This is a genomic window from Streptomyces massasporeus, assembly GCF_014648995.1.
Classification (GTDB): domain Bacteria; phylum Actinomycetota; class Actinomycetes; order Streptomycetales; family Streptomycetaceae; genus Streptomyces; species Streptomyces massasporeus.
Genome location: NZ_BMSE01000011.1, coordinates 148781 through 165578, shown reverse-complemented (window position 1 = coordinate 165578; position 16798 = coordinate 148781). Strand labels below are relative to the sequence as shown.

Below are 16798 nucleotides of genomic sequence, written 5' to 3'. Positions count from 1 at the left end.
GCGGATCCCCTCAAGGGCGCGGCAGGCACCCCTCGGGCAGCACGGCTCCCGCGTGGCACAGGTGCGCGATGGCCGCGGCGAAGGAACGGCAGTCGAAGAGCGCCGAGTGCTCCTGCCCGTCCGCGGGCCGGGGGAGGCCGAGCACCTGCCACAGACGCCCGACGTTGGACGTCGCGGTCGCCGGTGCCAGGGCGTTCAGCCACGGCCGGATGTTCAGGAAATGGGCGGGCAGGAAACCGTTCTCGACCTTCTCCCCACGGGCGCGCGCCCAGCCCAGGTTCTCCCCGAGAACGACCATGTCGTTGCCGTAGGACAGGACGGACTGCCCCCGGCAGAACCCCAGGAAGTCGCCCAGCGCCTCCGCCGGGGGGACTCCCTCCCGGTCCACCTGCTCCTGGCCGATGCCGGTGAGACCGGTGAAGTACGCGGACAGCCGCGGATTGACCACGGGCCGCACCAGTGCCTCGAACTCCTCCGCGACGGAGAAGTCCTCGCGCAGCCGCAGCGCCCCGATCTGCACGATCTCGCGAAGCTGCCCCGGTGCACCCCAGTCCTGCTCCAGCGCCCCTTGCCAGGACGTGAACTCGAGGTCGAACACGACGAACGTACGCAAGAGGTCTCCCTGGGGCACGGTGGCCGCCAGGCTACTCCCGAGCGGCGGCCGACGCGCCCGTCACGAGCCGGGCGCGGCCGTTCCCCGCGCGTCCAGGACCAGCACCGCGACGTGCAGGGACGTGCGCTGGAGGCCCGATTCCAGGTCGCGGCCGAGGAGTCGCTCGATGGTGTGGAGGCGTTGGTAGTAGGCCTGCCGGGACATGCCGGCCAGCTTCGCCGCGACCGACTTGTTCCCGGCGGCCGTGAGATAGGCGCGCAGCGCGGGCAGCAGGTCGCCGGCGTTGCGGTCGTCGTGCTCGATGAGACGGGACAGCTGTCGCTCCGCGTACCGCTGGAGGCGGGTGTCCGCGCGCAGGACGCCCAGGAGTTCCGGCAGCTCGACGTCGGCAGGGACGTAGAACCACCGCTCGGGGGACGCCGGGGTGATGGCCTCGGCCGTCTGCTCGGCCTCCTGCCAGGACCGGGCGATCCCGGAGAGGTCGGTCACCCCCGGGCCGACGGCGACGACCGCCTCCTCGCCGAGTTCCTCGCGGGCGAGGCGGCCGATCCGCTCGGCGACCGGCTGCCAGGCGCTGGCCTGTGCCAGTGCGAGGAGCACGCCGATCCGGCCCGGAGCCGTCTCGCCGCACAGGGCGCGGACGCCCGTCTGGGTCAGGGCCTTCGCGATCCGCTCGTCGAGCTGTTCGCCCTCGCCGCCGTGCCGGGTGTGGCGGATGACCACGGCGAAGAGACGGTGCCCGAACGCCGGCAACCCCAGCGCCTCGGCGCGGGCCCGGGCGTCGGCGGGGGAGCGGAACCGCCGTTCGTACAGGTCCCGCAGCACGGAGCGGTGAGCCCGGCGCTCCCACCAGGCCGGACCGGCCAGACGTGCCATGGTCAGCGCGACCGCCGCACGCTCAAGGACCAGGACGTGTTCGGGGTCGGGCTCGGTGTTCAGCCGGCTGTCCAGCAGGACCAGCCGCCCCCACGGCCCGTGATGGTCCTGCACGGGGGCGATCAGCCACCCCTCCGGGCCGCTCGGTGCGAGCTTCTCCAGGGTCGGCGCCGCCCGGGAGCGCCGGGCCCAGGCCGACACGACCGGCTCGTACGGCCGGCCGAGCAGTTCGCACATCAGGACGCGATGGGTGAGATCCTCCAGCACCACCGGGGCCCCGGTCAGCTCCGCGGTGGTGTGCACCAGCTCCTCGGGACTCGCGCCCCGCAGCGTCAGGGCGGTGAAGATGTCCTGGATGTCCCTACCACGGCGCAGCAGCGCACCCTGGGCGTCCAGGATGAGCGCGTGCACCGTCTGCGTGACGTCGATGAAGCGGACCCCGCGGGCCAGCTCGACCAGGGGCACGTCGCGGGCGCGGCAGGCCGCCACCAGCTCCTCGGGCACCTTCCGGTAGCGGTGGCCGAGCTCCACGATCAGGCCGGCCGCGCCGACGTCGGCGAGCTGATCGACGTAGTCCCGCAGCTTGGAGGGATCCTCCGGGTACGGCATGCCGGTCGTCAGCACCAGCTCACCGCCCTCGAGGAAGTCGGCGGGATTGAGCAGTTCGGTGACATGGACCCAGCGCACCGCACGGTCCAGCTGTGACGCACCGGCCAGAACGCGCGGCATCCCTTCCGTGAGCACAGGCAGTCGAAGAACCTCCGTGATGGTGGGGAAGTGCCCGCTTACGGGGGGTCTGGGCGGCATAGAGGGTGCTTTCTTCCGAGGGATCGGGGTCACCCTCGCACCGGCCCCTCGCGGTGACAAGAGGGGGGCTCGCACTTTCCGAAGCTTGGGCGTCCGCCGTGACAGACCGTCTCGAGAAGGCCGCGAGGTGGAACAGAGTGTGGGTTGACCTGCATGTTCGTCCGGGTCGAAAGTGAACGCCATCCCCAGCGGGGCACGGACCGGAAGGGTCCGCACGGTGTCCTCCCGGTGCTGGGGAGTCAACCGCCACCCCTGCCACCTCCTGGCGAAAGGAGCGACTATGCGCCGCACCCCGAAGCGCGTCGCCGTCATCGGCGCCGGCAGCATGGGCAGCCAGGCCATGTGGCGACTGGCCGCCCGCGGAGCCGAGGTCATCGGCTACGACCGGTACGCGCCGGGGCACGACCGTGGCGCGGCCGGAGGCGAGACCCGCATCTTCCGCGCCGTGCACCTCGGCGACCCCGGCTACATTCCACTGCTGGGCCTGGCGGAGCGGATGTGGACCGGACTCCAGCGCGAAACGGGACTCCCGCTGCGACGCCGCAGCGGATGCCTGGTGATGGGCGAGACCACCTCGCCCTCCATGCGCCTCCTCCTCGCCGCCAGCTCCACCCACGGGCTGGACCACGACGTACTGGACCGGGAGGAACTCGCCCGCCGCTACCCGCAACACCGCCTCCCGGACGGGCACACCGCCGTCCTCGACCGGTTGGGCGCCATCATCCGGCCCGAGGCGTCGATCCAGGCCGCCGCCACCCGCGCCGAGCAGCTGGGCGCCCGACTGCGCCGCTACACACCGGTGCGGGAGATCGCACCCGCGGCAGGCGGCGGAGTGCACATCGTCACCGACCAGGGCACGGACCACGTGGACACCGCGGTGGTGACCGCGGGCCCCTGGATCAACACCCTGCTCCCCGGCCTGCCGCGCGCCGTCGACATCCGCCGGCTGATCAGCTCCTGGCACATCCCCACCCGCCACGACTGGTTCGCGGGCGGCGGCCCCGCCTTCGTCCGCAGCACACCCCACGACTGCTACGGACTCCCGTCGCCCGACGGCATCTCGGTCAAGCTGGGCCTGTCCCTCGCACGGTATCTGCCGGTCCCCGACCCCGAGCGGCTCGACCGCACGGTCCGGCCGGAGGAACTCGCCACCTTCCGTGAGCTCATCGGCGAGCTGATGCCCGATCTGAACCCCGACCCCATCCGGCTGTCGGTCTACATGGAGGGCTACACCGACTCCGGAAACCCGCTCGTCGGCCATCTTCCCGGCGAGGACGACGTCATCGTCATGGCCGGATTCTCCGGCAGCGGCTTCAAGCTCTCGCCCGCCATGGGCGAGATCGCCGCCGACCTGGCACTCGACGGCACGACGGACCATCCCATCGGCTTCCTCGCGCCGGCCGCCGCCACTGTCTGAGCACCGACCGACCCCGCTTCGGTTCCCGGCTCACACCCCCCGCACACCCCCCCCGCCCCCCCCGCACACACCCTCCCCGAACACAAGTGGAGCACTCTCATGAGCAACCCCTCGTTCCGTCCGAAGTACGTCTCGTTCGACTGCTACGGCACGCTGATCGAATTCCCGATCACCCCCATCACGCGTGAGCTGGTCGGCGACCAGATCCCCGCCGAGCAGTGGGACCAGTTCGTCCGGGAGTTCCGCGGCTACCGCTACGACCAGGTCCGCGGCGAGTACTACTCCTACGAGGAGGTGCTGCAGGACTCCTTCGAGCGGGTCTGCCGCAAGTGGGGCCTGGACGCCGCCCCGGACGCCGGCAAGCGGTTCGCCGACGGCGTGCGCAGCTGGGGCCCGCACGCCGACGTGCCGGAACCGCTGAAGAAGATGGGGGAGCACTACAAGCTGGTGATCTTCTCCAACGCCGACGACACCTTCCTCGCGGAGAGCGTCCCCCGGCTCGGCGCGGACTTCCACGCGGTCTACACCGCGGAGCAGGCCGGCTTCTACAAGCCCCGCTACGCCGCCTTCGAGTACATGCTCGACCGGCTCGACGCGTCTCCCGAGGACTTCGTGCACGTCTCCTCGCACACCCGCTACGACCTCATGCCGATGCACGACATGGGCTTCCGCAACCTCATCCTCCTGGACCGCGGCTACGACCCCGTCACCCACGGCTACGACTACGTGCCCGTGAAGTCGCTGGACGAGCTCAACACGATGCTCGGCATCTGACCCGACCCCTCACGCCCGCACGGATTCCCCATATCTCCAGCGATCTTCAGGAGGATCTGCCATGGAAGACAACCGGATAGGACGCAGAACCGTACTCCGCACCGCGGCAGCTCTGGCCACCGCTTCGGCGATGACCGGCTGCGGCACGCTCATGGGCAACGGCGAGAGCCGCACCTCTTCGGGCGGCGGTGGAAAGAAGCGGCTGGTCGTCAGCAACAGCGGTGGCACCTACAACGACGCGCTGACCAAGGCGATCTACGAGCCGTTCACCAAGGAGACCGGCATCACGGTCACCACCGTCAACTACCAGTCGGCGCAGATCATCGCCCAGGTCAAGCAGGGCCGTCCACAGGTCGACCTGATGGACAACACACTGCTGATCTTCCAGAAGATGGCCCGCCTGGACTGTCTGGAGCCGGTGGACCACGACCGGCTGAAGAGCGTGAAGGGCGCCGGGATCGCGGAGCATCACCTGCCGGAGCACGCGGTCGGCAAGAACGTCTGGGCGAGCCTGATGGCCTACCGCACGGACAGCCTGAAGCGAGCGCCGAAGAGCTGGGCGGACTTCTGGAACACGGACAGGTTCAGCGGCCCGCGCTCGCTGCAGAGCGTCGAAGCGGACTACCCGGAGCTGGAGTTCGCGTTGCTTGCCGACGGTGTCCCGCTGGACAAGCTGTACCCGCTGGACGTGGACCGGGCGTTCGCGTCGATGTCGCGCATCCGCGGCGGTGTGAAGAAGTTCTGGAACACCGGCGCCCTCCCGGCGGTCCTGCTGGGCCGCAAGGAGGTCGTCATGACCAGCCTGTGGAGCGGCCGGGCAGACGAACTCATCAAGCAGGGGCAGCCGGTCGCCTACCAGTGGAACGGCGCGCGCCGGCTCACCAACGGCTGGGGCATCCCGAAGGGCGCGGGCAACACGGACGCGGCCTACAAGCTGATGGACTTCTCGCTGCGTCCCGAGGTGCAGGCCGCCTTCGCCAAGCTCTTCCCCCAGGGCCCGGTCGTCCCCGCCGCCACCAAGCTCCTGTCCGAGGACATCCTGGCCACCCTGCCGACCTCGCCGCAGAACCTCAAGACCGGGTTCGACACCGATGTCGCGTGGTGGGACGAGAACCTGCAGGCGGTCACCAAGCGCTGGCAGGAGTGGGCGGATGCCTGAGCGGACCAACAGTCTCACCGCCGGGAAGCTGTCGGCCGACGATCTCGCCGCCGTCCTGGCGCCGCGGTCCAACGCGCCGACGGGCAAGTCGTTGTCGGTGACGGGCCTGCGGAAGTCCTACAGCGGGACGACGGTGGTCGACGGGGTCGACATGGAGATCGCGGCGGGTGAGTTCGTCACCTTCCTCGGCTCCTCCGGCTCCGGAAAGACCACCACGCTGATGATGCTCGCCGGGTTCACCGAGCCCGACTCCGGCACCATCGAGGTGGACGGCCGGGACATCACGGCTCTCAACCCCGGCAAGCGCGACTTCGGTTTCGTCTTCCAGCAGTACCTGCTCTTCCCCCACATGACCGTCGCGGAGAACGTCGCCTTCCCGCTCACGCTGCGCGGCGTGCCCAAGGCGGAGATCCGCCGCCGGGTGGGGGAGACCCTGGAGGCGGCCGGGCTGTCGAAGTTCGCCGGCCGCAAGCCCCGCGAGCTGTCCGGTGGGCAGCAGCAGCGTGTGGCCCTGTGCCGGGTCCTGGTCTACCGCCCCCCGATCGTCCTGATGGACGAACCTCTGGGCGCGCTGGACAAGAAGCTGCGCGATCAGATGCAGACCGAGATCAAGTCCATCCAGCGTGAACTGGGCCTGACCGTCATCTATGTGACGCACGACCAGGAGGAAGCCCTGGTCCTGTCGGACCGCATCGCCATCATGAAGGACGGCCGCATCGAGCAGTTCGACACCCCCCGCGGCCTGTTCGAGCACCCCCGCACCCCGTTCGTCGCCGACTTCCTCGGCGCCGCGAACTTCCTCACCGGCAAGGTCGAGGAGACGACCGCTGACGGATCCACCCCGGTCCGACTGGACACCGGAGGTGTGCTCAAAGCCCGGCCCCATCCGTGCGCGCCGGGTCAGCGCGTGCGGGCGGCGGTCCGGCCGGGCAAGCTGCGCCTGGTCCGTGCCGAGGAGAGCTGCTGCTCCGGCACGGTCGAGACGGCCGTCTACGTCGGCTCACTCACCCGCATCACCGTCCGCCTGGACGGCGCCGCCCCCGGCACACCGCCACTGCGGATCGAGACCGCCGCGGCCCCGCCCCGCCCGGGCGAGCGGGTCTGTGTCACCGCTGATCGTGAGGACGTCAGTGTCTTCGACGAGTCGGACGGGGGGTGATCCTGTGGCCGGTACCGTTCTCGCACCCGGCAAGGTGCGCGTGAAAACAACATCCGCGATGCGCGGACACCGCTCCCGCACCGCCCTGATCAACGCCGTCCCCGTCACGGTGTTCCTGATCGTCCTGTTCATCTACCCGATCATCGGGGTGCTCTCCCTGAGCCTGAAGGGCGACAACGGCGCCTTCACGCTCCACTGGTACACCGACGCCCTCAGCGGCGCGAACCTCTCCGTCCTGATCTCCACCTTGCGCATCTCGGCGGAGACAGCCGTGCTGAGCCTGCTGGTCGGCTTCGTGCTGGCGCATGCCATCGCCCGCATGCGGCCGGTGTTCGCCGCGCTGGCCATGCTGATCGTGGTCGTGCCGCACTTCATCAGTGCCCTGGTACGCACCTACGGCTGGATCATCATGCTCGGCGAACACGGCCTAATAAACACGCTGTTGACCTCCGCGCACGCCCCGGGCGCACCGTACTCGCTGCTCTACAACGAAACCGGTGTCGTCATCGGCACCACCTCGGTGATGCTCCCCTACACCGTCCTGATCCTCCAAGGCGTCATGCGCGGCGTCGACAGCCGCCTGCTGGCCGCGGCCGCCGGGTTCGGCGCCTCCCGCTGGACCATCTTCACGAGGATCTACCTGCCGCTGGTCGCTCCCGGGATCGGCACGGCCGGTCTGCTGAGCTTCATCCTCTGCCTGGGCTACTACATCACCCCCGCGCTGATGGGCGGTGACCAGCAGACCGTCGTTGCAGCGCTGATCGACCAGCAGGTCATGAAGCAGGACCAGTGGAACTCCGCCGCGGCCTTCGGCGTCATCCTGCTCCTGCTCACCTTCGCCGGACTCGGTGTGCTCGGCCTGGCCAGGCTCCGCCGCAAGAAGGCGCACGCACGAAGGAGCAGCTCATGATGGAACTGCCTCCCACCCGGGCCGGTCATGTCGGCCGGGCCCTGAGCGCCAGTGCGATCCTGCTGTTCCTGGCGATGCCCATCGTCATCATCCTGGTCACCTCCTTCGGCGCCGACGGCATCGGCACCTTCCCGCCCAAGGAGTACAGCACCCGCTGGTACGAGCAGATGGCCGCACCCGGCGGGAATTGGGCCACCTCCATCGCCCTGTCCAGCCTGGTCGCCGCCCTGACCACGGTGTTCTCCCTGATCCTGGGCGTGACCGCGGCCACCGCCCTGGCCCGCGGCCGGCTGCCCCTGCACGCGGCCGTCTACGGCCTGGTCCTGGCCCCGATGCTCATCCCCCAAGTCGTCATCGCACTGGGGCTGTTCCTGTTCTTCGAACCCGCCGGCATGCTCGGCAGCCCCCTCGCGATCGCCCTGGGACACACCGTGCTCGCCGCCCCGATCGCGATCCTCATCATGATCTCCACCCTCAAAGGCATCGACGAACGCCTCGAAGACGCCGCCGCCAGCATGGGCGCCGGCCGCATGACCATCGCCCGCCGCATCACCTTCCCCCTGGCCACCCCCGGCCTGATCGCCGCAGCGGTGTTCTCCTTCATCACCAGCTTCGACGAATTCTTCATCGCCCAGTTCCTCTCCACCCCCGACACCCGCACCCTGCCGGTCCTGGTCTTCAACGCCCTCCAGTTCGACGTCGACCCGACCGTCACCGCCGTCAGCGCCGTCCTCATCGCGCTCGCCATCCTCGCCCTCGCCCTGGTCGCCCTCGTCCGCAAACTCGGCGGCCACCGCACCGGCCGGAGTGCCCTCCCCGTCGAACCCCTCACCTGACCTTTCCGCCCGGAACGGACCGTGCCACCCGCCGACCGCGCCGTCAGCCGGGCAGCCCCGTGCGCCCGGCCACGGTGCCCCCTGAACCACCTCCCGCAGGAGACCCCACATGAAGACGATCCCGTTCTGGATGGACACCGCCGGGCCGTTCCCCGACCGCTCCGGCAAGCCCCTTCCGGAAGACACCGACCTCGTGGTCATCGGCGCCGGCCTCACGGGCCTGTCCACCGCCCTGCACTCCGCGCGCAAGGGCGCCCGCGTCACCCTCGTCGAGAAGAGCCAGGTCGGCTCCGGTGCCTCGGCACGCAACGGAGGCATGGCCAACCTGGGCTTCACCATCGGTGTGAACCAGGCCATCCGCCGGTACGGCCTCGACCGGGCCCGTGAGATCTACAACTCCTACGGCGAGGCCGTGGACACCGTCGAGCGGCTCGTGACAGAGGAGTCCATCGACTGCCAGTTCCGTCGCGTCGGACGCCTCGGTGTCGCGTCCCGCCCCGCCCACTTCGAGAGCAAGAAGACCCAACAGCGCGACCTGGCACGCCACTTCGGACACGAGACCATCCTGGTCGGCAAGTCCGAGCTGCGCTCCGAGATCGGCTCCGACGCCTACCACGGCGGCCTCCTCGATCCGCTCAGCGCCGCACTGCACGTCGGCCGCTTCGTGCGCGGCATGGCGGAGGCGTGTGAGCGCGCGGGTGTCCAGATCCACGAGCGCAACGCGGCCATCGGTGTGCGGCGTACCGCAACCGGCCGTTACGAGGTCAGCACCGAGCGCGGTGTGATCCGCGCCGGGCAGGTCATGATGGCCACCGACGCCTACACGGACAAGAACTTCCCCTGGCTGCGCCGCCAGCAGGTCTGCCTGGGCAGCTTCATCATCGTGACCGAGCCGCTCGGCGAGGAACTCGCCCGGGACGTCATCCCGAAGGCCCGCCTCATCGTCGACTCCAACAACCTCTGCCACTACTTCCGGCTCACCCCGGACAACCGGCTGCTGTTCGGCGGGCGGGCCCGCTTCGCGCCCTCCGACCCCACCTCGGACAAGAAGAGCGGAGCCGTCCTGTTCCGTGAGATGTGCGAGATCTTCCCTCAACTCTCCCGGACGAAGATCGAATACGTGTGGGGCGGTTCCGTCGGCTTCGCCATGGACCGCATCGTGCACGCCGGGCAGACCGAGGACGGCGTCTACTACTCCATGGGATACGCGGGCCACGGCGTGCAGATGGCCACGCACATGGGGCAGGTCATGGCCGAGGTGATGGACGGCCACCCCGAGGCCAGCCCCGTTCGCGACATCGCCCCGCCCCGCATCCCCCTCTACAACGGCACCGCCTGGTTCCTGCCCTTCGCCGGCGCCTACTACAAGACGCTGGACCGCATCCGCTGACCGGTCGGCAGCACCTCTTACGCTCACAAGGAGATACCCACGATGACTGTCGTCCGTGATGTTCCCAAGCAGTTGTTCATCGGCGGTGGTTGGCGCAGCGCCGAGTCCGGCCGCACTCTGTCCGTCGACAACCCGGCCACCGGTGAGGAGTTGTGCCGGGTCGCCGACGCCTCCCCGGCCGACGGACAGCGCGCCGTCGACGCCGCGGTCGCCGCGCAGGCCGCCTGGGCCACCACCGCGCCCCGCGTGCGCAGCGAGATCCTGCGCCGCGCCTACGACATCATCATCGCGCGCACCGAGGACCTCGCGCTGCTGATGACCCTGGAAATGGGCAAGCCCCTGGCCGAAGCCCGCGCCGAGGTCGCCTACGGCGCCGAGTTCTTCCGCTGGTTCTCCGAGGAAGCCGTCCGTGTCGACGGCGGCCTGATGACCGCGCCGGACGGCCGGAACCGCCTGCTGGTCACCCGTCAGCCGGTCGGCCCCTGCCTGCTGATCACGCCGTGGAACTTCCCCCTGGCGATGGGCACCCGCAAGATCGGCCCGGCCATCGCCGCGGGCTGCACCATCGTCCTCAAACCCGCCCCCCAGACCCCCCTGACCAGCCTCGCCCTCGCCGCGATCCTGAAGGAAGCCGGACTGCCCGACGGCGTCCTGAACATCATCACCACCACCGACGCCCCCGGCGTCGTCGAACCCCTCCTGCGCGGCGGCCGGATCCGCAAACTCTCCTTCACCGGCTCCACCGGCGTCGGCCGCATCCTCCTCGCCCAATGCGCCGACACCGTCATCCGCACCAGCATGGAACTGGGCGGCAACGCCCCCCTCATCGTCTTCGACGACGCCGACCTCGACGTGGCCGTCGAAGGCACCATGGTCGCCAAGATGCGCAACATGGGCGAGTCCTGCTGCGCCGCCAACCGCATCTACGTCCACAGCTCCCTCGCCGACGAGTTCGCCCAGCGCCTCGCCGCCCGCATGGCCGCCCTCACCGTCGGCCCCGGCACCGAACCCGGCACCGACGTCGGCCCCCTCATCGACGTCACCGGCCGCAGCAAGGCCCACGACCTGGTCCAGGACGCCGTCAAGCGCGGCGCCACGATCCTGACCGGCGGCGAACTGCCCGAAGGCCCCGGCTGCTTCTACCCGCCCACCGTCCTCACCGGCATCCCCCCCGAGTCGCAGATCATCGACACGGAGATCTTCGGCCCGGTCGCGGCCATCCGCACCTTCGACACCGAGGACGAGGCCGTCACCGTCGCCAACGACACCGAATTCGGCCTCGCCGCCTACCTGTTCACCCAGAACCTCGGCCGCGCCCTACGCGTCGCCGAACGCCTCGAAAGCGGCATGATCGGCCTCAACACCGGCCTCGTCTCCAACCCCGCCGCCCCCTTCGGCGGCATCAAGCAATCCGGCCTCGGCCGCGAAGGCGGCACCGTCGGCATCAACGAGTTCCTCGAATACAAGTACATCGCCATCCCCACCGGAGCCTGACATGCCCGACCGCCTCGTCGTGCTGTACCGGGGCAACCGGCCCCCCGCCACCGGGCTCATCGAACGGCTCGCGGACACCGTCTACGCCACCGAGGAGGAGCTTCCCTACCTCCTCCCCGGCGCCGACGCCCTCCTGGCCTGGGTGACCATCACCCCGGCCGTCCGCGAAGCCTGGCCCGACAACCCCGAGAAGGCACCCCGCTGGGTCCACGCCTCCTCCGCGGGCGTCGACTCCTTCCTCTTCCCCGCGCTGGTCGAGGATCCCGGTGTCACGCTCACCAACGCGCGCGGCGTCTACGACCAGCCGACCGCCGAGTACGTCCTGGGCCTGATCCTCGCCCTCGCCAAGGACTTCCCCGGCACCTGGGAGCACCAGCGGCGCCGCGAGTGGCGTCCGCGCCCCAGCGACGGCATCACCGGACGCACCGTGCTGGTCTGGGGCACGGGGCCGATCGGCCGGGCCGTCGCCCGGCTGCTGCGCGCCGTGGGCATGCGGGTCTGCGGCGCCGGCCGCACGGCCCGCCCCGGCGACCCCGATTTCGGCACGGTCCACGACTCCGCCACCCTGCGCACCGCTCTCGCGCAGGCGGACTACGTCGTCCTGGCCGCGCCCCTCACCGACGACACCCGGGGCATGGTCGACGCGCCCGTGCTGGCCGCGATGAAGCCGGGGGCGCGGCTGATCAACGTGGGCCGGGGCGGACTCATCGACGAGGAGGCGCTCATCGACCACCTCGCCGCCGGACGGCTGGGCGGCGCCGCCCTGGACGTGTTCGCCCAGGAGCCGTTGCCGGCCCGGTCACCCCTGTGGGACATGCCGGGCGTGATGATTTCCCCGCACACGGCGGGCGAGACCACCAGTGAACGGGAGGCGCTCGTCGAGGTGTTCCTCGACAACCTCACCCGGCGCATAGAGGGCCGCCCCCTGCGCAACGTCGTGGACAAGCGGCGCGGATACGTGAGCGGCACGAACCCCGCCTGAAACGCGAACAGCAGGTGCCCGGCCGGGTGGTCATCACCGGCCGGGCACCTGCTATGCGCCGTTGCGCCGCCCCAGGACGCTGCCCGTCACCGCCAGCACGGACAGCACCACCAGCGCGGCGGCCGGGCCGAGGACGGTCCAGGGGGCCAGTTCCGCGTAGGGCTGGTTCTCCGACAGGAGGCGGCCCCACTCGGGGGTGGGCGGCTGTTCGCCCAGGCCCAGGAAGCCGAGGGAGGCGAGCACCAGGACGGTCGTGGGCAGCCGGAGCAGGGCGTTGCGCAGGAGAGCCGGGACCACCGCCGGGAGCAGATGCCGGCGCAGCAGGTGCAGCCGCCCCGCCCCGAGCGCTACGGACGCGGCGATGTGCCCGCTCGCGCGTTCCTGCTCCAGCAGGGCGGCGGTCTGGGCGGCGTACGGGCTCCAGCCGACCACGCAGACCGCGCACGCCGCGCCCCAGACCGAGGGCCCGGTCACGCCCGCGATCAGCAGGCCCGCGAGGACGGCGGGGAGGGTCGACGCGACCTCCGTGGGGCCCGCGCTCGCCCGCGGTGTCATGCCCAGCAGCAGTCCGATGGCGGCGCTGACCGCCGTCACGGCGAGGGCGACCCCCGCGGTGCGCAGCGCCCCGTGGCCCAGCCGGGCCAGGAGGTCCCGGCCCAGGGCGTCCGTCCCCAGAGGGTGTTCGAGGGACGGAGACAGCAGCCGTGCCGCCGTGTCGACCTGGAGCGGGTCGCGCAGGAGACCCGCAGTCACCAGGGCGAGCAGGAGCAGCGCACAGGCCGTGGTGACCCAGCGCAGGGAACGCGGCACCGTGAGCGGGGGCCGGTGCAGGGCAGGCAGGGCGCCGTCGCGCAGCGGCCTGCCCAGGAGGGCGTGACGCAGGGCGCGGATCAGCATGCCCGCGGCGACGCCCAGCAGGACCAGGGCCAGGGTCGCCGTCTGCAGCACCGGGAGGTCCTGCGCGACGGCGGCTTCCAGCGCGAGCCGGCCGAGCCCGGGGATGTTGAAGATCTTCTCCACGGAGACCGCACCGCCGACCAGGGCCACGACGGTCGGCAGCAGTTGCGGCAGTATGCCGGGCAGGGTGCGGCGCAGCCCGTCGCGGGCTATGTGACCGGGCGGGAGCCCGATGGCGTAGGCCGTGCGAGCCCAGGGTTCGTGGAAGGCGGCGGGCAGCGCCTGGCCGAGCATGCCGCCGAGCATCGCGCCCGAGGGGATGCCGAGCGCGAGCGAGGGCAGCACCATCGACTGAGGCCCCTCCCACCCGCTGGACGGGAACCACCCCCACCCCACCCCGCACACGGTGGCCAGCACGGAGGCGAGCAGGAACTTCGGCAGCGACGCGAGAACGGCGGCCGTGGTGCCCGCCCGGTCCTGCCTCAGCCGGCGCCGGGAACCGAGGAAGACGGTACGGGCACAGACCAGTCCGGCGACGAGCACGGTGACCCCGAACGCGCCCAACATCAGCGTCAGGGAGACCGACAGGGCTGTCCCCACCTGCGGCATGACCGGTGCGCCGGAGACCCACGAGACGCCCGCGTCCCCGCCCGGCAAGCCGCCCAGCCAGTGCGCGAGGTGGACCAGCGGGCCCTCGTCCAGGCCCAGCTGCCCGCGCACGGCGGCCAGTTCCGACGGCGTCGGGTTCTGGTCGGCGGAGCGGGCGCGCAGCACCGTGCGGGCCGGGTCCGCGCCGGACAGCCACGGCAGCAGGGCCACCGCCCCGAGCAGCGCGACTCCGGCGAGCACCCGGCCGGCCGCCGCCGGCCAGAGGGACGGGCGGGCGGCGGCGGGGGCGTGCGCGAGGCTCATGCGCGTTACTTCAGGTGCGTGTCGACGTCGATGAGGGACCGTTCGCGCGGGTCGAGGATCACGCCCTCGACATCGGCCGCGACGCCCTGCACGGCCTGCTCGTGGACCAGCGGCACCACGGCGTCGGTGCGAAGGATCTCCGCCTCCGCCCGCATGATCTTCTCCTGGCGGCTCCCGGTGTCCCGCTCCGCGGCGGCGGCCCGGATGGCCTTGTCCACCGAGGCGTTCTTCAGCCCGGCGATGTTGTAGACGCCCTCGCTGGTGAAGTCGCTGGCGAGGTAGTCGACCGCGTCACCGGTGTCGAGGAGCGTCACCCTGGAGAAGACGAGGGCGTCGTACTTCCCGGCGAGGAGGTCGCCCTCCATCTGCGTGTACTCGCGCACGTCCTGCTTCACGGTGAACCCGGCCCTCTCCAGCTGCTGCTGGAGCACGGCCGCGGCCTCGGGCAGCTCGGCCCGGTTGGTGTAGGTGGCCAGCCGCAGCGTCCTGCCCTTGGTGCCGGTCTTCACCTCGGCGGCGGTCGCGGCCTTGGTACGGCCCGTCACCTCGGCGCGCTTGTCGGCCGCCCAGGGGACGGCGGGCCCGAACAGGCCCTGTGCGGGGTCGGCGTAGCCGCCGAAGACGGAGTCGACCAGCGCGGAACCGTCGACGGCCTCGCGGGCGGCGGCGCGCAGGCCGGCGTCGGTGAACAGGCCGCTGCCGGTGTTCAGGATCAGGCTGTCGGTGCGCACCGAGGGGACCTCGTGCCGGGTCTTCTTGTCGAGCAGTTTCGCCTGGGCGGTCGGGATCCACTCGGCGATGTCGGCCTCGCCGCCGCGCAACGCGTTGGCGCGGGCCGTCCCGTCCGCGACCCAGCTGACGTCGATGCCGGGCGCCTTCGCCTTGCCGCCCCAGTAGCCGTCGAAGCGGTCGAGAGTGGCTTTGGTCTTGCCGTTCAGCCGGGTGATTTCGAACGGACCGGTGCCTGCGCCGACGGGGCTGACGGCGCCGTCCTTCGCGTACGCCTTCGCCGACAGGATCGCCAGCGCGGGGCTGGCCAGCCGCAGCGGCAGCACCGGGTCGGGCGACGTGGTGGTGAGGGTGACGGTGTCGGCGTCCTCGGCCTTGGCGGTCAGTGACACGTCGCTCAGGACGCGGGGCTTGGGCTTGGCCGTGCCGGCGTGGTCGAGCGCGTCGACGACGGCCTGGGCGGTGAGCTCGGTGCCGTCCTGGAACTCGGCCTTGCGCAGCTCGAAGGTCCAGGTGGTGGCACCGTCCTGCTTCCAGGACTTCGCCAGCGCGGGCTCGGCCGTGCCGTTCTTGTCGAGGGCGGTGAGGCCCTCGGCGACGGACAGCTTGCTCAGCACGGTGGCGTCGTTGCTGTACGGGGACAGCGCCCGCACCGGCGGCACGGCCAGCGCGACCCGCAGCCGCCCGCCCGATGCCGCGCCGGCGTCGCTGTCGCCCGGTGCGAAGCAGCCGGCCAGCAGAGGGGTGAGGGCCAGCGCCGCTATGAGGCCGCGGGAGGTCGTGCGCATGTCGGATCCTGTCGTGGAGCGGTCGGGCTGGCCGCTGCGGCCCGGTTCGGGCTTGATCGGCGACGCCAGCATATAAGGGGAGCCTTACCAAACTGCCAGTCGGGTAGGTGAAGGCTCAACGATTGGGTGGTCGCGGGTCGAACGAAGGCCCTCTCGACCTGCTGTTCGGGCTGTGCCATCGTTTCCGCCGGGCGGAGGTGAGGCGCGTGACCGACGCGGATCCGGGGCTGTTCGGTCCGGAATCGGTGACCTGGCAGCTGCACAGCGACCCCATGATGTGGATAGCGGGCGTCCGGGCGCTCTACCTCCAGGCCCTGCATCCCCGTGCGGTCCGCGGGGTGACGCAGAACTCCGACTTCCGGCGGGACGCCTGGGGCCGGCTGATGCGCACCGCGAGCTTCGTCGGAACGACGACCTACGGCACCACCGACGCCGCCGAGCGCGCCGGCGCCCGGGTCCGCAGGATCCACCGCATGCTGACCGCGACCGATCCGGACACGGGCGAGCGTTACGGTGTCGACGAACCCGCCCTGCTGATGTGGGTGCACTGCGCCGAGATCGACTCGTATCTTCACGTGGCACACCGGTCCGGGTTCCGGCTCACCGGCGCCGAGGCCGACCGGTACGTCGCCGAACACCGGCAGAGCGCACGGCTCGTGGGCCTCGACCCCGACGTCGTACCGGGCGATCGGGCCGAGATGGCCGAGTACTTCGAGAAGGTGCGCCCGGACCTCGCCGCCGGACCCGAGGCACGCGAGGTGGACGACTTCCTGCTCCGCCCGCCGACGCACCCGCTCCTCGTACCGGCGCGCGAGGTGCTGTGGCGGCGCGTGGCGCATCTGGCGTACGCCTCCTTGCCGCCGTACGCCCACGAGTTGTACGGCAGACCGGCCCCCGCTCCCGCCACCGTCACCCGCCAACTGCGCCTCGCGGGCCTCCTGCTGCGCCGCATCCCCGCACGTGTGCGCTGGCAACTCCCGCCCAAACACATTCTGCGGGCCATGGCGAGGCTCGGCCCCGACGCGCGCCCGGCACCGTACAAACTCGGACGATAG

At 71.1% G+C, this 16798-nt stretch carries 14 protein-coding genes; 10 read left to right on the top strand and 4 right to left on the bottom strand.

The features are described from left to right. Window positions 1-10: 10 nt before the first annotated feature. Together IE153_RS24050 and IE153_RS24045 are read right to left on the bottom strand one after the other, a co-directional pair. Entirely contained in the window at window positions 11-613 is a 603-nt protein-coding gene (locus IE153_RS24050; RefSeq protein ID WP_189591890.1) for a 3'-5' exonuclease, read from the bottom strand. Between the two features lie 60 nt (window positions 614-673). Beyond that, window positions 674-2296 (bottom strand): PucR family transcriptional regulator, encoded by a 1623-nt coding sequence (locus tag IE153_RS24045; protein WP_189591889.1) that lies wholly within the window; start codon window positions 2294-2296, stop codon window positions 674-676. Between the two features lie 280 nt (window positions 2297-2576). Here IE153_RS24045 and solA point away from each other — a divergent pair, with 280 nt between their 5' ends. The 9 genes from solA to IE153_RS24000 all read left to right on the top strand — a co-directional run bounded on the left by solA (window position 2577) and on the right by IE153_RS24000 (window position 12417). Next, window positions 2577-3713: an N-methyl-L-tryptophan oxidase gene (gene solA / locus IE153_RS24040; RefSeq protein ID WP_189591888.1), complete on the top strand. Its 1137-nt coding sequence runs from the start codon at window positions 2577-2579 to the stop codon at window positions 3711-3713. A gap of 99 nt (window positions 3714-3812) precedes the next feature. Beyond that, window positions 3813-4487, top strand: a complete 675-nt coding sequence (locus IE153_RS24035) for a haloacid dehalogenase type II (RefSeq protein ID WP_189591887.1) — start codon at window positions 3813-3815, stop codon at window positions 4485-4487. A 61-nt stretch (window positions 4488-4548) separates the two neighbouring features. Beyond that, window positions 4549-5646: an ABC transporter substrate-binding protein gene (locus tag IE153_RS24030; RefSeq protein WP_189591886.1), complete on the top strand. Its 1098-nt coding sequence runs from the start codon at window positions 4549-4551 to the stop codon at window positions 5644-5646. Continuing rightward, window positions 5639-6805 carry an ABC transporter ATP-binding protein gene (locus tag IE153_RS24025; protein WP_229829137.1) on the top strand — a complete coding sequence of 389 codons (1167 nt, stop codon included), beginning with the start codon at window positions 5639-5641 and terminating at the stop codon, window positions 6803-6805. The genes IE153_RS24030 and IE153_RS24025 overlap by 8 nt, the downstream gene beginning before the upstream one ends. A 40-nt stretch (window positions 6806-6845) precedes the next feature. After that, the gene (locus tag IE153_RS24020) at window positions 6846-7715 is read left to right on the top strand and encodes an ABC transporter permease (RefSeq protein ID WP_229829136.1); all 870 of its coding nucleotides are present in this window, start codon (window positions 6846-6848) and stop codon (window positions 7713-7715) included. Then, window positions 7712-8551, top strand: coding sequence for an ABC transporter permease (locus tag IE153_RS24015; protein ID WP_229829135.1), 840 nt, complete (start codon window positions 7712-7714; stop codon window positions 8549-8551). Before IE153_RS24020 ends, IE153_RS24015 begins: the two co-directional genes overlap by 4 nt. Before the next feature lie 109 nt (window positions 8552-8660). Continuing rightward, window positions 8661-9941, top strand: a complete 1281-nt coding sequence (locus tag IE153_RS24010) for an NAD(P)/FAD-dependent oxidoreductase (RefSeq protein ID WP_189591885.1) — start codon at window positions 8661-8663, stop codon at window positions 9939-9941. 42 nt (window positions 9942-9983) lie between these two features. Further along, the gene (locus IE153_RS24005; protein ID WP_189591884.1) at window positions 9984-11435 is read left to right on the top strand and encodes an NAD-dependent succinate-semialdehyde dehydrogenase; all 1452 of its coding nucleotides are present in this window, start codon (window positions 9984-9986) and stop codon (window positions 11433-11435) included. 1 nt (window position 11436) lies between these two features. Next, the gene (locus tag IE153_RS24000; protein WP_189591883.1) at window positions 11437-12417 is read left to right on the top strand and encodes a D-2-hydroxyacid dehydrogenase; all 981 of its coding nucleotides are present in this window, start codon (window positions 11437-11439) and stop codon (window positions 12415-12417) included. Between the two features lie 51 nt (window positions 12418-12468). Here IE153_RS24000 and IE153_RS23995 read toward each other — a convergent pair whose 3' ends face one another. Continuing rightward, window positions 12469-14226 carry an ABC transporter permease subunit gene (locus IE153_RS23995; RefSeq protein ID WP_189591882.1) on the bottom strand — a complete coding sequence of 586 codons (1758 nt, stop codon included), beginning with the start codon at window positions 14224-14226 and terminating at the stop codon, window positions 12469-12471. A gap of 5 nt (window positions 14227-14231) precedes the next feature. Continuing rightward, complete coding sequence (locus IE153_RS23990) at window positions 14232-15743, bottom strand: ABC transporter substrate-binding protein (RefSeq protein ID WP_189591881.1); 1512 nt, start codon at window positions 15741-15743, stop codon at window positions 14232-14234. A 206-nt stretch (window positions 15744-15949) separates the two neighbouring features. Here IE153_RS23990 and IE153_RS23985 point away from each other — a divergent pair, with 206 nt between their 5' ends. Further along, window positions 15950-16798 (top strand): oxygenase MpaB family protein, encoded by an 849-nt coding sequence (locus tag IE153_RS23985; RefSeq protein WP_229829134.1) that lies wholly within the window; start codon window positions 15950-15952, stop codon window positions 16796-16798.